General features: G+C 63.2%; 13 protein-coding genes. 10 read left to right on the forward strand and 3 right to left on the reverse strand.

All coding sequences use genetic code 11. From position 1 onward, the window contains the following. Window positions 1-82: 82 nt before the first annotated feature. Window positions 83-832 (reverse strand): bifunctional 2-polyprenyl-6-hydroxyphenol methylase/3-demethylubiquinol 3-O-methyltransferase UbiG, encoded by a 750-nt coding sequence (gene ubiG / locus EN939_RS01740; RefSeq protein ID WP_023811162.1) that lies wholly within the window; start codon window positions 830-832, stop codon window positions 83-85. Window positions 833-1118: 286 nt separating this feature from the next. Between ubiG and EN939_RS01745 the strand changes: the two genes are divergently transcribed. Continuing rightward, window positions 1119-1688 carry a putative glycolipid-binding domain-containing protein gene (locus EN939_RS01745; RefSeq protein ID WP_127266721.1) on the forward strand — a complete coding sequence of 190 codons (570 nt, stop codon included), beginning with the start codon at window positions 1119-1121 and terminating at the stop codon, window positions 1686-1688. Between the two features lie 11 nt (window positions 1689-1699). Here the strand turns inward: EN939_RS01745 and EN939_RS01750 are convergent, their stop codons facing one another. Beyond that, on the reverse strand, window positions 1700-3556 hold the full coding sequence (locus tag EN939_RS01750) for a CHASE3 domain-containing protein (RefSeq protein WP_127266722.1): 1857 nt from the start codon (window positions 3554-3556) through the stop codon (window positions 1700-1702). A 258-nt stretch (window positions 3557-3814) separates the two neighbouring features. Here EN939_RS01750 and EN939_RS01755 point away from each other — a divergent pair, with 258 nt between their 5' ends. The 9 genes from EN939_RS01755 to EN939_RS01795 all read left to right on the forward strand — a co-directional run bounded on the left by EN939_RS01755 (window position 3815) and on the right by EN939_RS01795 (window position 17370). Continuing rightward, window positions 3815-5068 carry an aspartate kinase gene (locus EN939_RS01755; RefSeq protein ID WP_013529459.1) on the forward strand — a complete coding sequence of 418 codons (1254 nt, stop codon included), beginning with the start codon at window positions 3815-3817 and terminating at the stop codon, window positions 5066-5068. An 83-nt stretch (window positions 5069-5151) separates the two neighbouring features. Next, window positions 5152-7422: a phosphoenolpyruvate--protein phosphotransferase gene (ptsP, locus tag EN939_RS01760; RefSeq protein WP_027038177.1), complete on the forward strand. Its 2271-nt coding sequence runs from the start codon at window positions 5152-5154 to the stop codon at window positions 7420-7422. A 10-nt stretch (window positions 7423-7432) separates the two neighbouring features. After that, window positions 7433-8512, forward strand: coding sequence for a peptide chain release factor 1 (gene prfA / locus EN939_RS01765; RefSeq protein ID WP_127266723.1), 1080 nt, complete (start codon window positions 7433-7435; stop codon window positions 8510-8512). Beyond that, window positions 8505-9377, forward strand: coding sequence for a peptide chain release factor N(5)-glutamine methyltransferase (prmC, locus tag EN939_RS01770; RefSeq protein WP_127266724.1), 873 nt, complete (start codon window positions 8505-8507; stop codon window positions 9375-9377). Before prfA ends, prmC begins: the two co-directional genes overlap by 8 nt. A 303-nt stretch (window positions 9378-9680) precedes the next feature. Next, on the forward strand, window positions 9681-10628 hold the full coding sequence (locus EN939_RS01775) for a DUF4167 domain-containing protein (protein WP_127266725.1): 948 nt from the start codon (window positions 9681-9683) through the stop codon (window positions 10626-10628). A 219-nt stretch (window positions 10629-10847) separates the two neighbouring features. After that, window positions 10848-13454: an ATP-dependent chaperone ClpB gene (gene clpB, locus EN939_RS01780; protein WP_127266726.1), complete on the forward strand. Its 2607-nt coding sequence runs from the start codon at window positions 10848-10850 to the stop codon at window positions 13452-13454. Window positions 13455-13569: 115 nt separating this feature from the next. Continuing rightward, window positions 13570-13935, forward strand: a complete 366-nt coding sequence (locus EN939_RS01785) for an MmcQ/YjbR family DNA-binding protein (protein ID WP_127266727.1) — start codon at window positions 13570-13572, stop codon at window positions 13933-13935. Window positions 13936-14083: 148 nt separating this feature from the next. Beyond that, window positions 14084-15589, forward strand: coding sequence for a L,D-transpeptidase family protein (locus EN939_RS01790; RefSeq protein ID WP_127266730.1), 1506 nt, complete (start codon window positions 14084-14086; stop codon window positions 15587-15589). Window positions 15590-15810: 221 nt separating this feature from the next. Further along, a complete protein-coding gene (locus EN939_RS01795) occupies window positions 15811-17370 on the forward strand; it encodes an MFS transporter (protein WP_127266728.1) in 1560 nt (519 codons plus the stop codon). A gap of 6 nt (window positions 17371-17376) precedes the next feature. Here the strand turns inward: EN939_RS01795 and EN939_RS01800 are convergent, their stop codons facing one another. Further along, window positions 17377-19344 (reverse strand): M23 family metallopeptidase, encoded by a 1968-nt coding sequence (locus EN939_RS01800; RefSeq protein ID WP_164748944.1) that lies wholly within the window; start codon window positions 19342-19344, stop codon window positions 17377-17379. Window positions 19345-19788: the final 444 nt, after the last annotated feature.

The raw sequence follows: 19788 nt of genomic DNA on the forward strand, positions 1-19788 counted from the left end.
ACGATGCCGACCAGGCGCTGATCTACTGGCGCGGCGGCTACAGGCCGCTGAAATCTGAATAAGGCCAGAATTCAGAATAAGATCAGACCGAGCCTTTTTCCGCCAGGACCATGTAGTTGACGTCCATGTCCTTCGACCGCGCCCAGCGGTCGGCCAGCGGGTTGTAGGTGACGCCGGTGCGGTCGATGATGGTCAGGCCGGCGCCGCCCAGCGCCTTTTCGAGCTCTTCCGGGCGCACCAGCTTGCCGAACTGATGGGTGCCGCGCGGTAGCCAGCGCAGCACATATTCGGCGCCGATGATGGCTAAGCCCAGCGCCTTCAGCGTGCGGTTGATGGTGGCCACGAACATGATGCCGCCGGGCCGCACCATCTCGCCGCATTTGGCGACGAACAGGTCGATGTCGGCGACATGCTCGACCACTTCCATGTTGAGGATGACGTCGAATTTCTCGCCGGCGTCGGCAAGGTCCTCGGCCGTCGTGGCGCGATAGTCGACGCTGACATTGCCCTCGGCGGCGTGCAGCTTGGCCACTTCGATGTTGGTTTCGGAGGCATCCGCGCCCACGACTTCGGCGCCAAGCCGCGCCATCGGCTCGCACAGAAGTCCGCCGCCACAGCCGATGTCGAGGATGCGCAGGCCCTCGAAAGGCCTTGCAGCGCGTGGGTCACGGCCGAAGCGCGTCGCTATCTGGTCGCGGATATAGGCCAACCGGACCGGATTGAATTTGTGCAGGGGACGGAACTTGCCGTTCGGGTTCCACCATTCGGCGGCAAGGGCGGAAAAGCGTTCCACTTCTCCGGCATCGATTGTCGATCGTCGGGGCTCTGGCATGGGTTGGTCTCCTCGACACTACAGCGCCGCACGTCCTCTTGGACGCGCAAAGGACGCTGTAGCACTTTAGATTCTGCGCATGATCCTTTCCGAAATCGACTTCGATTTCGGGGTCGTGCGCTAGGAAGTCGGGCGTGAGGCCGCGAATGTCAAGGCAACAATTTTCCTCTGCCGGCAGGGACCCGGATTCTGTCAGGGCATGTCAGCTGAAGCGCGCCGCGGTGAAACACAATTGGCCTGGCGGGCGAAGGAATACATCATCGTTTTGAATTCGAAGGAGGTGACGATGACAGCAATGACGGCTTCGATCCTCTGGCATCGGCTGGACGTGGAGGGGCATGATGCCTGTCTGCTTTCGCAGAACGATGGCGGGCACAGCCTCAAGGGACAAGCCATCTTCATCCAGGACGGCAAGCCGTGCTGCCTCGCCTACGAGGTGAATTGCGATGCCGGCTGGCACACACGGGCGGCGCTTATCGAAGGCTTTCTCGGCACGCGCCAGCTGCACTATGCGATCGAACGCGATTCCAACGGCCAGTGGATGCTGAACGGCGAAGTCCAGCAGGGTGTCGACGGCCTTGTCGATGTCGATCTTGGCTTCACACCGGCATCGAACCTGTTGGCGATCCGCCGGTTCGACCTAGGCATCGGCGAGGCGGCGCCTGCTCCGGCCGCCTACCTGACTTTCCCTGAACTGAGCTTGGTGCGCCTCGATCAGAGCTATCGTCGTCTCGACACCGTTCGCTACGCCTATGCCGCGCCGGTGTTCGGCTATGACGAGACGCTCAACGTCTCGCTGCACGGCTTCGTTGTCGATTATCCCGGCCTGTGGAGAAGTGCGGCTGCGTCAGGCTGAAGCGATTGTGATCAATCCGCTGCGACCTGCGTCGTGCCGAGCACGTCACGCAGTTTCGCCGCCAGTTGCTCGATGGTGAAGGGCTTGGCGAGGAAATGCACGTCGTGGTCGAGCACGCCGTTGTGGACCACCGCGTTCCTGGTGAAGCCGGTGGTGAAGATCACCTTCAGCAGCGGCATGCGGGCAACGGCCTCTTCCGCCAGCTTGCGGCCGTTCATGACGGGCATGACGATGTCGGTGAACAGCAGGGCGACGTTCGGGTTCTCCGCCAGTTTCTGCAACGCTTCCTCGCCGCTCGCTGCATGAATGACGGTGTATCCGAGTTCGCGTATGGCCTCAGTCGTGGAGACCCGCACGCGGGCATCATCCTCGACGACAAGGATCGTTTCGGTGACCGGTGCGGCGGTGTTGTCGCCTCGCCCCGTGGGCACGGCCGGCTCTTCGGGGCCGAAATACCGCGGCAAGTAGATCTTGATTGTCGTGCCTTCGCCGGGTTCGGAATAGATGTTGACATGGCCACCCGACTGCTTGACGAAGCCGAACACCTGGCTCAACCCCAGGCCGGTGCCCTTGTTGACCGCCTTGGTGGTGAAGAAGGGCTCGAAGGCCTTGGAGATGACATCGGGGGTCATGCCCGAACCGGTATCGCTGACGGCGATCATCACATACTGGCCGGCCGCGACTTCGGCATGGGCAGCGGCGTAGCTGTCGTCGAGATGGCTGTTGGCGGTCTCGATGGTCAGCTTGCCATCATCGCCCATGGCGTCGCGGGCGTTGACGGCCAGGTTGAGAACGGCGTTCTCGATCTGGCTCGGGTCGGCATGGGTTTTCCACAAGCCTCCCGCCAGCACCGTTTCGATGCGGATGGTTTCGCCGAGTGCCCGCCGGATCAGGTCGGACATCCCGGTCAGCAGGCGGTTGGCGTCGACGATCTGCGGCGCCAGCGGCTGCTGACGCGAGAAGGCGAGCAGCCGGGCCGTGAGATTGGCGGCACGGGTCGCGGCATCGATCGCCGCATCGATGAATTGTGCGATGTCGTGCTCGCCGCGCGCCAGCTTGCGCTGGGCGAGGTTCATGGCGCTGATGATCACGGCCAGCATGTTGTTGAAGTCGTGGGCGATGCCGCCTGTAAGCTGGCCGACCGCCTCCATCTTGTGCATCTGGCGGATCTGGGATTCGGCCTTTTCGCGAGTCTCGATCTCCTTACCGAGGGCGACGTTCTTGCGCACCAACTCATCCTGGGCGACGGCCACCTCACGGAAGCGGCGGCGCGATTCCCTGATCGCGTAGCCGGCAAGCAGGAAGATCGCCAGCAGCGCCGCCAGCGAACCGATGCGTAGCCAGGCCTCGACCTGGTCGGTATGCGCGTCGCGCGCGGCGATGGCTGCGGCACTGATGCGTCGGACCGTATCCATGCTGGTCCGGATTTCGTCCATGACGGCCTTGCCCTGGCCGCTGCGAACCAGATCCAGGGCATTCGTCGCATTGCCCTGGTCGTACAGGGCAATCGTCTCGGCCAGTTCAGCCTGCTTTTGCGAAAGCGCGTCCTTGATATGGTTGATCGGCTGGACGAGCTGGTCGTCGGGGGCGGTCAAGCTGTCGATGCGGGCAAGTTGGCCCGGAATGGCGCGGACAGCGCTCCGATAGGGTTCGAGATAGGATTTCTCGCCGGTCAGCAGGTAGCCACGCTGGCCGTTCTCGGCTTCCTGCGCCAGAGAAAGCAGACCCGAAAGCAATTGCTGATATTCGATTGCCTCGCGCGCGGCGGCGCGGTTGGCCCGTTGTTCCTCGACCAGCATGGCGCGGCTGCCGACAATCAGCACCAGCACGGCGAAGCCGGCGACAAGCGGGAGCGATTGCCATCGCATGGCACGTCGAAGACGAGCAATCATCATCTGTTATGCCGAACCAAAAGAATTCCCCGCAGGCTGCATTTCGTAGGCGGCGGCGGGGCGGAAGGCAATATGCCGGGTTCTGGCGCCGGCAATCGGCCGCCAGCCTTGCGAAACCTTCATCATTTGGCTAAGGAGGCCGCGCATTCAGCGGCCGGCGTCAGCCGGCCTTCCGCTTTTCGGGATTTCGGCTTTTGGCCGGGATCCGGCTTCAGGCAAAGGCATTTCGCTCCCATGGCGCGCATCGTGATGAAATTCGGCGGAACCTCGGTCGCCGACATCGCCCGCATCCGCAACGTGGCGCGTCACGTAAAACGCGAGGTCGACGCTGGCCACGAGGTGGCGGTGGTCGTTTCGGCGATGGCCGGGAAGACCAATGAACTGGTCGGCTGGACGCGTGAGGCCTCGCCGATGCATGACGCACGCGAATATGATGCGGTCGTCGCTTCCGGCGAGCAGGTCACGGCCGGCCTTCTGGCCATCACCTTGCAGAACATGGGCGTGCACGCCCGCTCCTGGCAGGGCTGGCAGATCCCGATCAAGACCGACAATGCGCATGGAGCGGCGCGCATCCTCGATATCGACGGCGCGTTCCTGATCAAGCGCTTCGGCGAGGGCCAGGTGGCGGTGATCGCCGGGTTCCAGGGCATCGGCCCGGACAATCGTATCGCCACGCTCGGCCGCGGCGGCTCCGACACCAGTGCCGTCGCCATCGCCGCGGCGGTCAAGGCTGATCGCTGCGACATCTATACCGACGTCGACGGGGTCTACACCACCGATCCGCGCATCGAGCCCAAGGCGCGGCGGCTGGCCAAGATATCGTTCGAGGAAATGCTTGAAATGGCTTCGCTCGGCGCCAAGGTTCTGCAGGTGCGTTCGGTCGAGCTTGCCATGGTGCACAGGGTGCGTACCTTCGTGCGGTCGTCCTTCGACGATCCCGACGCGCCCGGAATGGGGGATTTGCTCAATCCGCCCGGAACGCTCATTTGCGACGAGGAAGAGATCGTGGAACAGCAGGTCGTCACCGGAATTGCCTACGCCAAGGATGAAGCGCAGATTTCGCTGCGCCGGGTCGGCGACCGGCCGGGCGTTGCCGCCGGCATCTTCGGGCCGCTGGCCGAGGCCAACATCAATGTCGACATGATCGTCCAGAACATTTCCGAGGACGGCAAGTTCACCGACATGACCTTCACCGTGCCGTCGGGCGATGTCGACAAGGCGCTGGCCGTGCTTGAACGCCTCAAGGCTTCGATCGGCTACGATGTCGTGCAGTCGGAAGCCGGCATGTCGAAGGTTTCGGTCATCGGCATCGGCATGAGGAGCCATGCCGGCGTCGCCGCCACCGCTTTCAAGGCGCTGGCCGACAAATCGATCAACATCCGCGCCATCACGACCTCCGAGATCAAGATTTCGATCCTGATCGACGGTCCGTATACGGAACTTGCGGTTCGTACTTTGCATTCCGTCTACGGTCTGGATAAGCAGTAGCGAGAACGATTTGAGTTGTTGCGTGTGCGCCGGTCGCGGTGGAAACTGCGGCGGGCAGAATGCCCATTGGAGAAGAAGCCGCGATGCGTGATCAGGCCAGTGGCCCGCGCGTTTTGCTCAAACGGCTCCGCGAGCTCATGCAGGAGCCGCTGGAGCCGCAGGAGCGGCTTGACCGGATCGTGCGCGACATCGCCTCCAACATGGTCGCGGAAGTCTGCTCGCTCTATGTGCTGCGCGCCGATTCGGTGCTCGAACTCTACGCTACCGAAGGTCTGAACCCGAACGCCGTCCATTTGGCGCAGTTGCGGCTGGGCCAAGGCCTGGTCGGCACGATCGCCGCCAGCGCGCGGCCGCTCAACCTGTCCAATGCGCAGGAACACCCTGCCTTCGCCTATCTGCCTGAGACCGGGGAAGAGATCTACAACTCGTTCCTCGGCGTGCCGGTGCTGCGGGCAGGGCGCACGCTGGGCGTGCTGGTGGTGCAGAACAAGACCATGCGCCACTACCGCGACGACGAGGTCGAGGCGCTGGAAACCACGGCGATGGTGATCGCCGAGATGATCGCCACCGGCGATCTGGCGCGGCTGACCCGGCCCGGCCTCGAACTCGATCTGCGCCGCCCTGTCAGCTTCACCGGCCTGTCCTTCAATGAAGGCGTCGGGCTCGGCCATGTCGTGCTGCACGAGCCGCGCATCGTCGTCACCAATCTGTTCAACGAAGACAGCGAGGAAGAGGTCCGCCGCCTCGAGACCTCACTCAGCTCGCTCAGGCTGTCCATCGACGACATGCTGGAACGCCGCGACGTCGCCTTCGAAGGCGAGCATCGCCAGGTGTTGGAAGCCTATCGCATGTTCGCCAACGATCGCGGCTGGGTGCGGCGGCTGGAAGAGGCCATCCGCAACGGCCTGACGGCCGAAGCGGCGGTGGAAAAGGTGCAGAGCGACATGCGCGCCCGCATGCTGCACATGACCGATCCCTATCTGCGCGAGCGGATGAGCGATTTCGACGACCTCGCCAACCGCCTGCTGCGTCAGCTGATGGGGCGCGGGCCGGAAGATGTCGCCGCATCGCTGCCGAAGGATGCCATCATCGTTGCCCGTTCAATGGGGGCTGCCGAGCTGCTCGATTACCCCCGCGACAAGATGCGCGGGCTGGTGCTCGAGGATGGTGCCGCGACCAGCCACGTCGTCATCGTCGCACGCGCCATGGGCATCCCCGTCGCCGGCCAGATGAAGGGCGCCGTTTCCATGGCGGAAAACGGCGATGCCATCATTGTCGACGGCGAAGAGGGCGTGATCCATTTGCGGCCGCAGCCTGACCTGGAAGCCGCTTATGCCGAAAAAGTGCGCTTCAGGGCGCGCCGGCAAGAGGTCTACCGCGAACTGCGCAAGAAGCCGTCGACGACCAGGGACGGTGTCCAGGTCGATTTGCTGATGAATGCCGGTCTCGCCGTCGACCTGCCGCAGCTTGCCGAAGCGGGCGCGGCCGGCATCGGCCTGTTCCGCACCGAATTGCAATTCATGGTCGCCTCGACATTTCCCCGGGCCGAAGCCCAGGAAAAGCTGTACCGCGACGTGCTCGAAGCGGCGCGCGGCAAGCCGGTCACTTTCCGCACCATCGACATTGGCGGCGACAAGGTGCTGCCCTATTTCAAGGGTGCGATCCAGGAAGAGAACCCGGCGCTTGGCTGGCGGGCGATTCGCCTGACGCTTGACCGGCCGGGGTTGTTGCGCACCCAGATCCGCGCTTTGCTCAAGGCCAGCGGCGGCCGCGAATTGAAGCTGATGCTGCCGATGGTGACCGAGCTGGGCGAGATCGCCCAGGCACGCGAGATCATCGATCGCGAGGTGCGGCATTTGTCGCGCTTTGCCCATCATTTGCCGACCAGCCTGAAGCTGGGCGCGATGTTGGAAGTTCCGTCGCTGTTGTTCCAGCTCGATGAATTGATGAAGGCGGTCGATTTCGTCTCGGTCGGTTCGAACGACCTGTTCCAGTTCGTCATGGCCGTCGACCGTGGCAACACGCAATTGGCAAACCGCTTCGACACGCTGTCGGCGCCGTTCCTGCGTGTGCTCAAGCAGATCGCCGATGCCGGCGTCCGCAACAATACGCCGGTGACGCTGTGCGGCGAACTCGCCGGCAAGCCGATCTCGGCGATGGCGCTGATCGGCCTCGGTTTCCGTTCGATCTCGATGTCGCCGGCCTCGATCGGTCCGGTCAAGGCGATGCTGACGGAACTGCCGCTGGACGAGTTGAAGGCGTTTTTCGACGACAATCTGATGGCTCCGGCACAGGGCTTGCCGATGCGGGCGCTGCTGCAGGCCTTTGCCGACGACCGTTCGATCCCATTGTAGCAGCCTCATCATGGTCAATTTGCCCCGCGATCGTATGGATCAAGTCGTCAAGCGTTTCGAGATGCTCGAAGCGCAGATGTCGGCTGGTCCGGCGCCGGATGCCTATGTGCGCATGGCGTCCGAATATGCCGAAATCCAGGATATGGTGGCCAAGGTCAGGGCATTGCGCCTGGCCGAGCGTGAACAGGCCGATCTGGAAGCCATGCTTGCCGACAAGGGCACCGATGCCGAGATGCGGGCGCTCGCCGAGGCCGAGTTGCCGGAGATCGAGGAGCGCATCGAGGCATTGCAGAAGGATATCCAGATCCTGCTGTTGCCCAGGGATGCCGCCGACGACAAGAACGCCATTCTCGAAATCCGCGCCGGCACCGGCGGTGACGAGGCCGCGCTGTTCGCCGGCGACCTGTTTCGCATGTATGAGCGCTACGCCGCCGAACGCGGCTGGCGTTTCGAAACCGCCTCGGCCAGCGATGGCGACGCCGGCGGCTTCAAGGAAATCATCGCCACCGTGTCGGGCAAAGGCGTCTTTGCGCATCTGAAATTCGAATCCGGCGTGCACCGCGTGCAGCGTGTGCCGGCAACGGAGGCCAGCGGGCGCATCCACACCTCGGCCGCAACCGTCGCGGTGCTGCCCGAAGCCGAAGAGGTCGACATCGACATCAGGGCCGAAGACATCCGCATCGACACGATGCGCGCCTCGGGTTCGGGCGGCCAGCACGTCAACACCACCGATTCGGCCGTCCGCATCACCCATCTGCCAACCGGCATCATGGTCGTGCAGGCGGAGAAATCGCAGCATCAGAACCGCGCCAAGGCCATGCAGATCCTGCGTGCCCGGCTCTATGATCTGGAGCGCGGCAAGGCCGACGAGGAGCGTTCCGAATCGCGCAAGTCGCAGGTCGGTTCCGGTGACCGCTCGGAGCGCATCCGCACCTATAATTTCCCGCAAGGCCGCGTCACCGACCATCGCATCAATTTGACGCTCTACAAGCTCGACCGGGTGATGATGGGTGAACTCGACGAGATCATCAACGCGCTGATTGCCGATCACCAGTCGAAATTGCTCGCCGACATCGGCATCGATGACTGACCTGCCCGACGCACTCGGCCCGCTGCTGCGGGAAGCGTGGGCCCGGCTTGGCACCACTGTCGACGACCCGGCGCTCGATGCGCGGCTGATCGTCGAGCATTTTTCGGGCACGACGCGCACGCAAGCCATTGCGGACCCTGAACGCAGGCTCGGCGCCGGCATTGTTGCCGAAATCGATGCCGCCCTGAGACGCCGCGCTGGCGGCGAACCGGTGCATCGCATCCTCGGCTATCGTGAATTCTACGGTTTGCGCCTGTCGCTGTCGCCGGAAACGCTGGAGCCGCGGCCGGATACCGAAACGCTGGTCGAGGCGATATTGCCCTTCGTCAAGGCAGTTGCGGCGCGGGAAGGCGGGTGCCGCATCCTCGATCTTGGCACCGGCACCGGCGCCATTGCGCTGGCGCTGCTCAGCGTCGTACCGACGGCTAGCGCCACCGGCGTCGATCTGTCCGCAGGTGCGCTGGCGACGGCGGCCAGTAATGCCGGGAAACTGGGTCTTGCAGACCGGTTCACGGCGCTGCAGTCGGACTGGTTCGAAAAAGTTTTCGGCCGGTACCATGTAATCGCCGCAAACCCTCCCTATATAACCACCGAAGACATTGGAAATCTGCAGGACGAAGTCCGCAATTTCGACCCGCGCCTGGCCCTGGATGGCGGCGCGGACGGTCTGAACCCCTACAGAACCATCGCTGCGGAAGCGGCAAGGTTTTTGGAAACTGAAGGCAGGATTGCGGTCGAGATCGGCCATACGCAACGCAACGAGGTCTGCGAGATATTCGCTGCAGCCGGCTACGTGTCGGGCGGTGCTTTTCGTGACCTCGGCGGAAATGACAGGGTTATTGTCTTTGAAAGGATAAAGCCTTGACGCAGTGCAAAAAAGCGCTTGGCAATGCCGGGGAATGCGGCTAGGGTCGCCTTAACCGGATGAGACGAAGCAGGCAGTGCTCTTAGTGATTCGGTTTTCCTTGGAAATAGCTGCCTTCTTGCGCAAACGATGCCCAAGCTTCGTGCGGGAATCGTCCGGCAAGTGATGTAACCGGAACAGGATGGCACGTGGCGCCAACGCAATCGATGCGGGCGAACGCCGGTGAAGAGACGAAACGGCTGGCTGCATGAGCGCCTCCGTTCGTGAAGAGTTTTTCGAAAATTTCAAAATGAAGAGAGTTTGATGAGGCCACAACAGCAGAACAGGCGCATGCGCGGTCGCAATAATAATGGCGGCGGCGGTGGTAACAATAACAACAACAATAACAACAACAACCGCAAGGGGCCTAATCCCCTGACGCGCAACTACGAGAGCAATGGCCCGGATGTGAAGATCCGCGGTTCGGCTCAGCAGATCGCCGAAAAGTACGCCACCCTTGCCCGCGATTCTCACAGCTCCGGCGACCGGGTCATGGCGGAGAACTATCTCCAGCACGCCGAGCATTACAATCGCATCATCGCGGCCGCACAGGCGCAGATGCCGATCCAGAACGCGCAGCAGAATCGTGATGATTTCGACGATGACGGCGACGAGGACCGCGACGATTTCGACAATGGCGGCAACAACAGCAACACTGTTTCCGATGCCCAGATCCCGGTGATCAACCATGGCGCCGGCCCGCAGCCGGTCATCGAAGGGACGCCGGCCGAGGTTGCGCTCAACCGGGAAGGTGGCCGCGAGGCCCGTGATAATAATGGCGGGCGCAACAATGGTGGCCGCGACAACAATGGCGGGCGCCATCGCGATCGTCGCCCCAATGGCGGTTACGGCCAGAACGGCCAGCGCGACTATGCATCGTCCGCCGAGCAAGCTGGCCAGCCCCAGCGCAACGAGGCTCCAAGCGAGGCCGAAGCCGCCGCGCCGACCGAATCCGTTGCTGCGGCCGAACCGGCTCCGTCGTTCGAGAATCTTTCGCCGGCAGGCCTTGCGGCCCAGGCCGAACTCAACGAGGCGGCCGCCGAAAGCGGTGCTGCCCGTCGTCCGAGGCGGCCGCGCCGCCCGCGCGTCAACGCCGATCAGGTTGATGGCGGTAGTGACAATGCCAATTCCGTGGCCAACGCCGGCGAGGCGGCTGCGGCCCCGGTCGACAGCGGCAACGCCCAACCGATCAATGTCGATATCGACAACTGATCGAACGGCATTTCAAGGCATTGAACGGCGGAGAGAAATCTCCGCCGTTTTCGTTTGGGCGGCCGTGCAATATTATGAAGTTGCCGATATCGAGACGTCTTGAGGGTTCGGAGCTTGTGCACCATATCAGCCTCAACTGGACCCGGCTCGAATGGGAGGGTCCGTCACCGCAATCGGATCCGGTGCCGCAAAGCGGGCCGGTGATGGAAGGAGACAGATATGAACCTTGAGAAATACTCAGAGCGCGTGCGCGGTTTTATCCAGTCCGCGCAGACTATGGCGCTTTCCCGCAACCATCAGCAATTCACCCCTGAGCATATCCTGAAAGTGCTCGTCGACGACGATGAGGGCCTGGCCGCGTCGCTGATCGAACGCGCCGGCGGCAACGTCCGCGACGTCAAGCTTGGCGTCGAGACGGCACTCGAAGCGATGCCCAAGGTCGAGGGCGGCAATGGCCAGCTCTATCTGGCCCAGCCGCTGGCAAAAGTGTTTTCGACCGCCGAGGAACTGGCCAAGAAAGCCGGCGACAGCTTTGTCACGGTGGAGCGGCTCTTGCAGGCGCTGGCCATGGAGAAGTCGGCCAAGACCGCCGACATACTGGCCAAGGCCGGCGTCACCCCGCAGGCGCTCAACCAGGTCATCAATGACGTCCGCAAGGGCCGCACCGCCGATTCGGCGAGTGCCGAACAGGGCTACGACGCGCTGAAGAAATACGCGCGCGACCTGACCGCGGATGCCCGTGCCGGCAAGCTGGACCCCGTGATCGGCCGTGACGACGAGATCCGCCGCACCATTCAGGTGCTGTCGCGCCGCACCAAGAACAATCCGGTGCTGATCGGCGAACCGGGCGTCGGCAAGACGGCGATCGCCGAAGGCCTGGCGCTGCGCATCGTCAATGGCGACGTGCCGGAATCGCTGAAGGATAAGCAATTGATGGCGCTCGACATGGGCGCGCTGATTGCCGGCGCCAAATATCGCGGCGAGTTCGAGGAGCGGCTGAAGGCCGTGCTCTCCGAAGTCACCTCGGCCAGCGGCAACATCATCCTGTTCATCGATGAGATGCACACCCTGGTCGGTGCCGGCAAGGCGGATGGCGCCATGGATGCGTCGAACCTTCTGAAGCCGGCGCTGGCGCGCGGCGAGCTGCACTGCGTCGGCGCCACCACGCTCGATGAGTATCGCAAGCATGTCGAGAAGGATGCAGCGCTTGCCCGCCGCTTCCAGCCGGTGTTCGTCGACGAGCCGACGGTGGAAGACACCGTCTCGATCCTGCGCGGCCTGAAGGAGAAGTACGAGCAGCACCACAAGGTGCGCATTTCGGATTCGGCGCTGGTGGCGGCGGCGACGCTGTCCAACCGCTACATCGCCGATCGCTTCCTGCCGGACAAGGCGATCGATCTGGTCGACGAAGCCGCATCGCGGCTGCGCATGCAGGTCGATTCCAAGCCCGAGGCGCTGGACGAGATCGATCGCCGCATCATGCAGCTCAAGATCGAACGCGAGGCGCTCAAGGTCGAGACAGACGACGCCTCGAAGGATCGACTTGCCCGCCTGGAAAAGGAACTCGTCGGCCTCGAGGAGGAATCGACCGAGATCACCGCCAAATGGCAGGCCGAGAAGCAGAAGCTCGGGCTGGCCGCCGATCTGAAGAAGCAGCTTGACGAGGCGCGCAACGAGCTCGCCATTGCGCAGCGCAAGGGTGAATTCCAGCGCGCTGGCGAGCTTGCCTATGGCAAGATCCCGGAACTGGAAAAGAAGCTGAAGGAGGCCGAAACCCAGGACGGCAAGGCTGGCATGGTCGAAGAGGTGGTCACGCCGGATCACGTCGCGCATATCGTCTCGCGCTGGACCGGCATTCCGGTCGACAAGATGCTGCAGGGGGAGCGCGACAAGCTGCTGCGCATGGAAGACGAGATCGGCAAGCGTGTCGTCGGCCAGGGCGAGGCGGTGCAGGCTGTTTCCAAAGCGGTGCGGCGCGCTCGCGCGGGCCTGCAGGACCCGAACCGGCCGATCGGCTCGTTCATGTTCCTCGGGCCGACGGGCGTCGGCAAGACCGAACTGACCAAGGCGCTGGCAAGCTTCCTGTTCGACGACGAGGGCGCGATGGTGCGCATCGACATGTCGGAGTTCATGGAAAAGCACTCGGTCGCCCGGCTGATCGGCGCACCTCCCGGCTATGTCGGCTATGAGGAAGGCGGCGCGTTGACCGAAGCGGTGCGGCGCCGGCCCTATCAGGTCGTGCTGTTCGACGAAATCGAGAAGGCGCATCCCGATGTGTTCAACGTGCTGTTGCAGGTGCTCGATGACGGCCGCCTGACCGATGGGCAGGGCCGCACGGTGGACTTCCGCAACACGCTGATCATCATGACGTCGAACCTGGGCGCCGAATATCTCGTCAATCTCACCGAGGATCAGGACGTCGATCTGGTTCGCGACGAGGTGATGGGTGTCGTCAGGGCGTCGTTCCGGCCGGAGTTCCTCAATCGCGTCGACGAGGTGATCCTGTTCCACCGGCTGCGCCGGCAGGATATGGGCCGCATCGTCGAGATCCAGCTCAAGCGGCTGGAGAGCCTGCTTGTCGACCGCAAGATCACGCTGTCGCTGGACCAGGAGGCGGTCGACTGGCTGGCGGCCAAGGGCTACGATCCGGCCTATGGCGCGCGGCCGCTGAAGCGGGTGATGCAGAAGGAATTGCAGGACCCGCTGGCGGAGAAGATCCTGCTCGGCGACATTCTCGACGGCTCGACCGTCAAGGTGACAGCCGGTTCCGACCGGCTGAACTTCCGCTCGAAGCCGGCGATCGTCGCGGCGGAAGTGGCAGCCTGATCCTACGCCGCGCGTCCTTCCCGGACGCGCGGCGTTTTAGGTCTTTGTCATATGCATGTCGTTTTCCCAAAACCGGGGCCACTTTTGGGCGACGTGCGCAAAAAAAGGGGGCGGGATGACGCTGGACGACTACAACGGCTTCTGCGCCTCGCTGCCCGCGACGAACCACGTTGTCCAATGGGGCGGCGCCCATGTCTGGAAGGTCGGAGACAAGGTCTTCGCGGTTGGCGGCTGGGATCAGGGCCAGCAGCTCTTCGTCACCTTCAAATGCTCCGATATCGCCTATGATGTGCTCAAGGAGCAGCCGGGCCTGCGGCCCGCGCCCTATCTTGCCTCGCGCGGCATGACATGGATCCAGCGTCGGACAAGCCAGAGCATGGATGATGCCGCGCTGAAGGACTATCTGCGCGAGAGCCATCGCCTTGTAGCCCTGAAACTGACCAGGCAGGCGCGCAAGGAATTGGGACTTGCCGCAAGCTAGTCTATATTCCTCGAGGCGCTGGAAAACCGCCATCTTCATGCCCGGTTCATGTTGGAACCATATGGTGGGTAACTGGTTTGCTGACGAGGGGCTTCGCCAGAGAACAATGCCGGGCGGCGGCAATTACGGACCGGAGAGTTTCGCCACTATGCTGCGTACGATCTTCACCCTTTCGGTACTTGCCGGCGGGCTTTTGTCTGCCAATGCAATCGCAGCCCCGACGCAGGACAGCGCACCACCGATTGTCCGTGCCGCCGATACCGGTGGCATCCTTGTCGCCCAGGACGGCAATCTCGACATCTACTACGACGCCAGGGGCAACCGCGTGATCGTCGATGCCGATACCGGCAAGGTCATCGCCATCCAGCCGCCGCAGACCCGGCTCGACCGCCGCGCCTTGCGCCGCGAGACACGACTGCGCGAACTGGGCCGCGCCCCCGACGGCGACGACCGCTACTATCTCGACGATCCGGAAGACATGGCGCGGTTCCGGCGCCAGCAGTTGGAAGAGGAAGGCCGCGTTATCCCGCCGCCGGCGGACGAGTACGATCCCTATGGGGACAATGCCGTCGAAGCCTATCCGCCGGCACCGCAGGACGATGGCAGCTACGATGACAATTATCCCGACGCGCCGCAGCCGGCAAAGCCGGGTACCATCAAGCGCCAGCCGCTGGACGAAGCCTCGATAGACCCTGCCCAGCCGGCGACGTCAGCCGATCAGGCAGCTCTGCCACCAGAGACTGGCGGCAAGACCACTGTTGCCCCGGCACTGTCGCTGGGAGCGCGCCAGGATGTCGCCGCCCTTCAGGTGCTGCTCGACCGGGGTGGCGCTTCGCCTGGCGTCATCGACGGGCGTTTCGGTTCGAACGTCGACAAAGCGCTCGCTGCCTACAACCAGATCACCGGCGCCAATCTGCGATCGACCGACGCGGTCGCCATCCAGGCGGCACTTGCGCAATCCGGCGGCGATGCCTTCGCCAACTACACGATCACAGCGGAGGATGCGGCCGGTCCCTATGTCGCGTCGATCCCGGAAGACTACAGCCAGAAGGCGCAACTCGATCGCATGGGCTATACGTCGGTGACCGAGGCGCTCGCAGAGCGCTTCCACATGGATGAGAATTATCTCAAAGCGCTCAACCCGGACCTCGATTTCAATCGTCCCGGCACGACCATCAAGGTCGCCAATTTCGGCAAACTGGTTTCGACGCCGGTGGCCCGCATCGTCGCCGACAAGGACAAGAAAGAGGTTTTCGCCTATGATGCCGGCGGCAGGCTGGTCGCGGCCTATCCCGCAACCATCGGCTCTTCGGACACGCCGTCACCGTCCGGCATTCACACGGTGTCGCGCGTCGCGCTCGATCCGAACTACACCTACAATCCCAGCATCAATTTCAAGCAGGGCCAGAACGACAAGGTCCTGACCATTCCGCCTGGGCCGAACGGTCCCGTCGGCTCGGTCTGGATCGCCCTGGACAAGCCGACCTATGGCATCCACGGCACGCCGGATCCGTCGAAGATCGGCAAAACCGAAAGCCATGGCTGCGTACGCCTGACCAACTGGGATGCGCGGGAGTTGGCCAAGCTGGTTTCGCCGGGTGTCACGGTGGAGTTTGTCGGCGGACCTTCAGCCGATAACCTTGCGCAGCAGTGAACTGGGAAGTGCGGCGGCATAGACCAGCTGCATGATCAGGATGAAGCCGAGCTTTCAAGCGGCCGCCTCATCGAAATCCCCGCCGGCTGCACGTAACGGGGCTGGCATGACTGTGCCATTTGCACCCTGTCAGGGTGCAACCCTGGCCAAACGGCTGGTTTCAATGACTGCAAGCCACTGGCCGGTTGTTGCCGATGCGCTAGGGGTTTAAGCAAGGTTTCATGCATTCACCGAGCAAAGCTGCCGCGGTCCCGCTGACGAGCCCGGTCACGCATGGAACGTTTTGTCCGCAGTCGCAGCGGCGATTTGTGCTGATCGCGGCAATTCTGGCCTCGGCGCTTGGCTTCATAGACGGCTCGATCCTGGCCATCGCCACACCGGCGATTCGCGTCAACCTCGGCGCCAACCTTGCCGAGGCGCAGTGGATTTCCAATGCCTATGCATTGACGCTGTCGGCGCTGATCCTGGCCGGGGGTGCGGCCGGCGACCGATTCGGTCTGCGCCGCGCCTTCGTGTCCGGCATTGCGCTGTTCATCGTCGCTTCGCTGGCCTGTGCGCTGGCGCCGAATGCCATTGTGCTGATCGCATTTCGCGCGTTGCAGGGCATCGGTGCGGCAATCATGGTGCCCGGCAGCCTCGCCATCATCGCCAAGGCCTACCCGAAGAAAGAACGCGGCCGCGCGATTGGGATCTGGGCGGCGGCTTCAGCGCTGACCACGGCACTTGGCCCGGTGTTCGGCGGTTTCGTGCTGTCGGCCTTCGGCGACGGCATCTGGCGGGCGATCTTTGCCATCAACCTGCCGCTGGGCTTGATCTCGATCTGGCTTCTGCTGGCCAAGGTTCCTGCCGATACGCCGACGGAGAAACGCAGCCTGGATCTCGGTGGTGCAGCGCTCGCGACATTGGCCTTCGGCGCGCTTGCCTATGGGCTGACCTCGATGAGCGCCAGCGGCGAGGGCCTCATGGCAGGGCCGAGCATTGCCGCAGGCGTCGTACTGCTGGCTGTCTTCATCGTTTTCGAGCTTCGGCAGCGCGAGCCGATGATCGACCTCAGCCTGTTTCGCGTCGGTGCTTTCGCCGGCGCCAATGTGGCGACATTCTTCCTCTATTTTGCGCTATCGGCCAACCTTTTCTATCTGCCGATGCTGCTGATCGCCGGCTGGGATCTGAGCACGGCCGAGGTCGGCTTCATCTTCCTGCCCTTGTCGGCATTGATCGCGCTTTTGTCGGGACCGGTCGGCAAGCTTTCGGACCGGATCGGACCACGTTTTCCGATCGCCTGCGGCAGCTTGGTCGTGGCTTTCGCGTTTGCCGGGCTGGCCTTGCTCACCTACGCCGGTATCCACAATTTCTGGATTGGAATATTCCCGCTGATGGCGCTGATGGGGCTCGGCATGGCTCTGGTCGTGTCGCCTTTGTCGACCGCGATCATGACGGCGGTGGAAGACAAGGACACGGGGGCCGCCTCCGGCATCAACAATGCCGTCTCACGCATCGGCGGTCTGATCGCGGTGGCGGCGATGGGCTCGCTTGCCGCATGGGTTTACGCGAATGCGCTGGACGCGAGCGCAACGTCCGCCATCCCAGGATTTGGTGAACCGGCGCCAGCCGGGCTTGCGCCGGCCATCGATGCGGCGAGGCTCGCCGCCAGCGATGCCGCTTTTGCCGCGGTTTCTTCGGTGACCGCGCTGCTTTGCCTGCTTGCGGCTGTCATCGCCTGGACGACCATTCCCGGTGAGCGATTGCCATGGCCGCGACAGGCCGAAGATCGGCAAGGCTGAAGCGGGTCAACCGTCGATCTTGGCGCTCGCAACCTTCAGCGAATCGCTGTCTTCCTGCTTCAGCAGTTCGTCGATGCGCTCGCGCTCGCGCTTGAAGGCGACGAGGTCATCGCCCTTCAGCACCTTGCCGACCGGCAGGCGGACACGCATCGGATCAACCTTGGTGCCGTTGACGATCAGCTCGTAGTGAAGATGCGGGCCGGTGGCGAGGCCGGTCTGGCCGAGGAAGCCGATGGTCTGGCCCTGGCGGACGTGCACGCCCGGTTCGATGCCTTTGGCAAAGGCGCTCTGGTGATTGTATGATGTCTCATAGCCATTGGCATGGCGGATGATGATCTGCTTGCCGTAGCCGCCGGCCCAGCCGACCTTCTCGACCGTGCCGTTGCCGGCGGCGATGATCGGCGTGCCGATCGGCGCGGACCAATCGACGCCGGTGTGCATGCGGACATAGCCGAGGATCGGATGCCTGCGGGCGCCGAAACCGGAGCGGAATTTCCCGGCGGGCAGGGGATTGCGCAACAGGAACTGCTCGGCGCTCGAGCCGTCCTCATCAAAATAATCGGTGCCGCCGTCCTGCATCTGGAAGCGGTAGAAGTTGCGGGTCTGGCCGCCGAACGTCGCCGAGACGTAAAGAAGCTCGGAGCTGTCCGAGGTCTGGTCGTCACCGTCGGGCTGCGAGAACAGGACTTCGATGCGGTCGGCGGGGCTGAGGCGGGATTGGAAGTCGACGTCGGACGCCAGCAACTTGATCAACCGCTGCGTCATCGCCTTGGACATGCCGTAGGAATAGGCGGCGCGGTAGATGCCGTCATAGACGTTGGGCAGGTTGCCGCGCACCACCACGGGCGCCGACGAATCATCGAAGGCCGTCAGCAATTCGGGGTTCGGATCCGGTTCCTGCGCCGGCACATACTGGCCGCGATCGTTGAGCGCGATGGTGACGATGTGCTGGGTCCGGTCATAGACGCTGGTGCGCACGACCTTGGCGGCATCGCCGTGAACCTCGAGGCCGACACGCAGCACGGTTCCAGCTTTGAGCGCTGTTGCGTTGAGCAACTTGGCGATAGCTTCGGCCATTCCGGTGGCATCTTCACCCGTGTAGCCCGAATTGGCAAAAGCCTCGGTGACGTCGAGATCCTTGGTGAAGGGGATGATTTCCTCGGCGAAAGCCGGCGCCTGGTCGTCAACAGTGGCACGGGGCGCCACCGAGACATTTTCCGGCACGATCTTGACGTCGTAGGAGCCCGCCATGCTCTCGGCAAAAGCTTCGCCGAATCGCTGCGGGTCGACATAGTGAAGTGAAGCGACCTGCACGGCGCCGTCGCTGAGGTCGGTGCCGGCTTCGCGCACCACTTTTTCCACCTCGTCGGCGGAGAGGTCGCTCTTTTCGTCGAAGGAAGCTGTTTCGATCGGAAAATCGACGGTCTTCAGGCTCATCTCGCTTTCGACCTTGGCGCCGTAGATCTGGCCGGAAGCGGCAGAGGCCGTCGCCGGCTGGGCATTGTCGTCGCTGTCGTCGCCGAACACCTGCATCGGGTCGAAGGGTGGGTAGGCGCGGCTGGTGGTGTGGCCGGCGGCAAGGGCCATCTTGATCTGGACGAAAGGCATGGTGTGGATGACGTCGCGGTCGCCGACCTTGGTGACCATCGACACTTCCATGCGGCGGCGGTCCTTGGCCTTTGCGATCTGACGCGGCGCCACCAGCCTGGTGGTCTTGGCGACTTCGCCGGAATCCCCGTTGCCGGCAAGGCTGATCAACTCGGCGATCTCGGGTGGGGTGGCCAGTTGCTGGCGGCCGTCAAGGGCGGCGAACAGCGCCACGCCCATCAGCACGCTTGAGGTGACGCCAGTGAGAAATGTTCCCGACAGCCAGCGTGCAGAAACCTCGCGCCGGTCGGGCGGGCCGCTGCGGCCATCCGCGATAAGCGGCGGCTCGTTGCCGAGTTCGGCTATGACATCTTCCGTGTCTGGCATCCAGAAAGGCTGCTTCTTCCCCGGGCGGAACGGCTTGTCGCTTTTGTTGTGGCCGTGACATTTGCCTGTCATGGCAGGTGAAGTCAACGAAGCGCCAGGCTCCGAACGAATTGCCCCCAAGCACTTCTCTTATAGAGCGCTCTACCAGGCGGGGCGGTGTACCTTCTCTGCAAGGCCCATCGCACACTCCTATATAGAGGGCTCGTAAGACAGGCGCTGCTCCGTCGGCGGCGCCCACTTTCGTTGGCTTTGGTGTCGAACGGCAATGCGGCGGCAATAGGGCTCCTTCCCTGCCGTCCAATCGGTATTGCCAGCGTTCCCCTGGGGCAGTCGGCTATCGGCAGATCGGGTCCGAAATTTCTGTCGCAAAAACTTCAAAAACATTGTCGATGTGTGTTGACAGTTGTCGTTGGTGGCGACTATATACGCCTCACGAACGAGGGC

Source organism: Mesorhizobium sp. M7A.F.Ca.CA.002.05.1.1 (genome assembly GCF_003998335.1).
Taxonomy (GTDB): domain Bacteria; phylum Pseudomonadota; class Alphaproteobacteria; order Rhizobiales; family Rhizobiaceae; genus Mesorhizobium.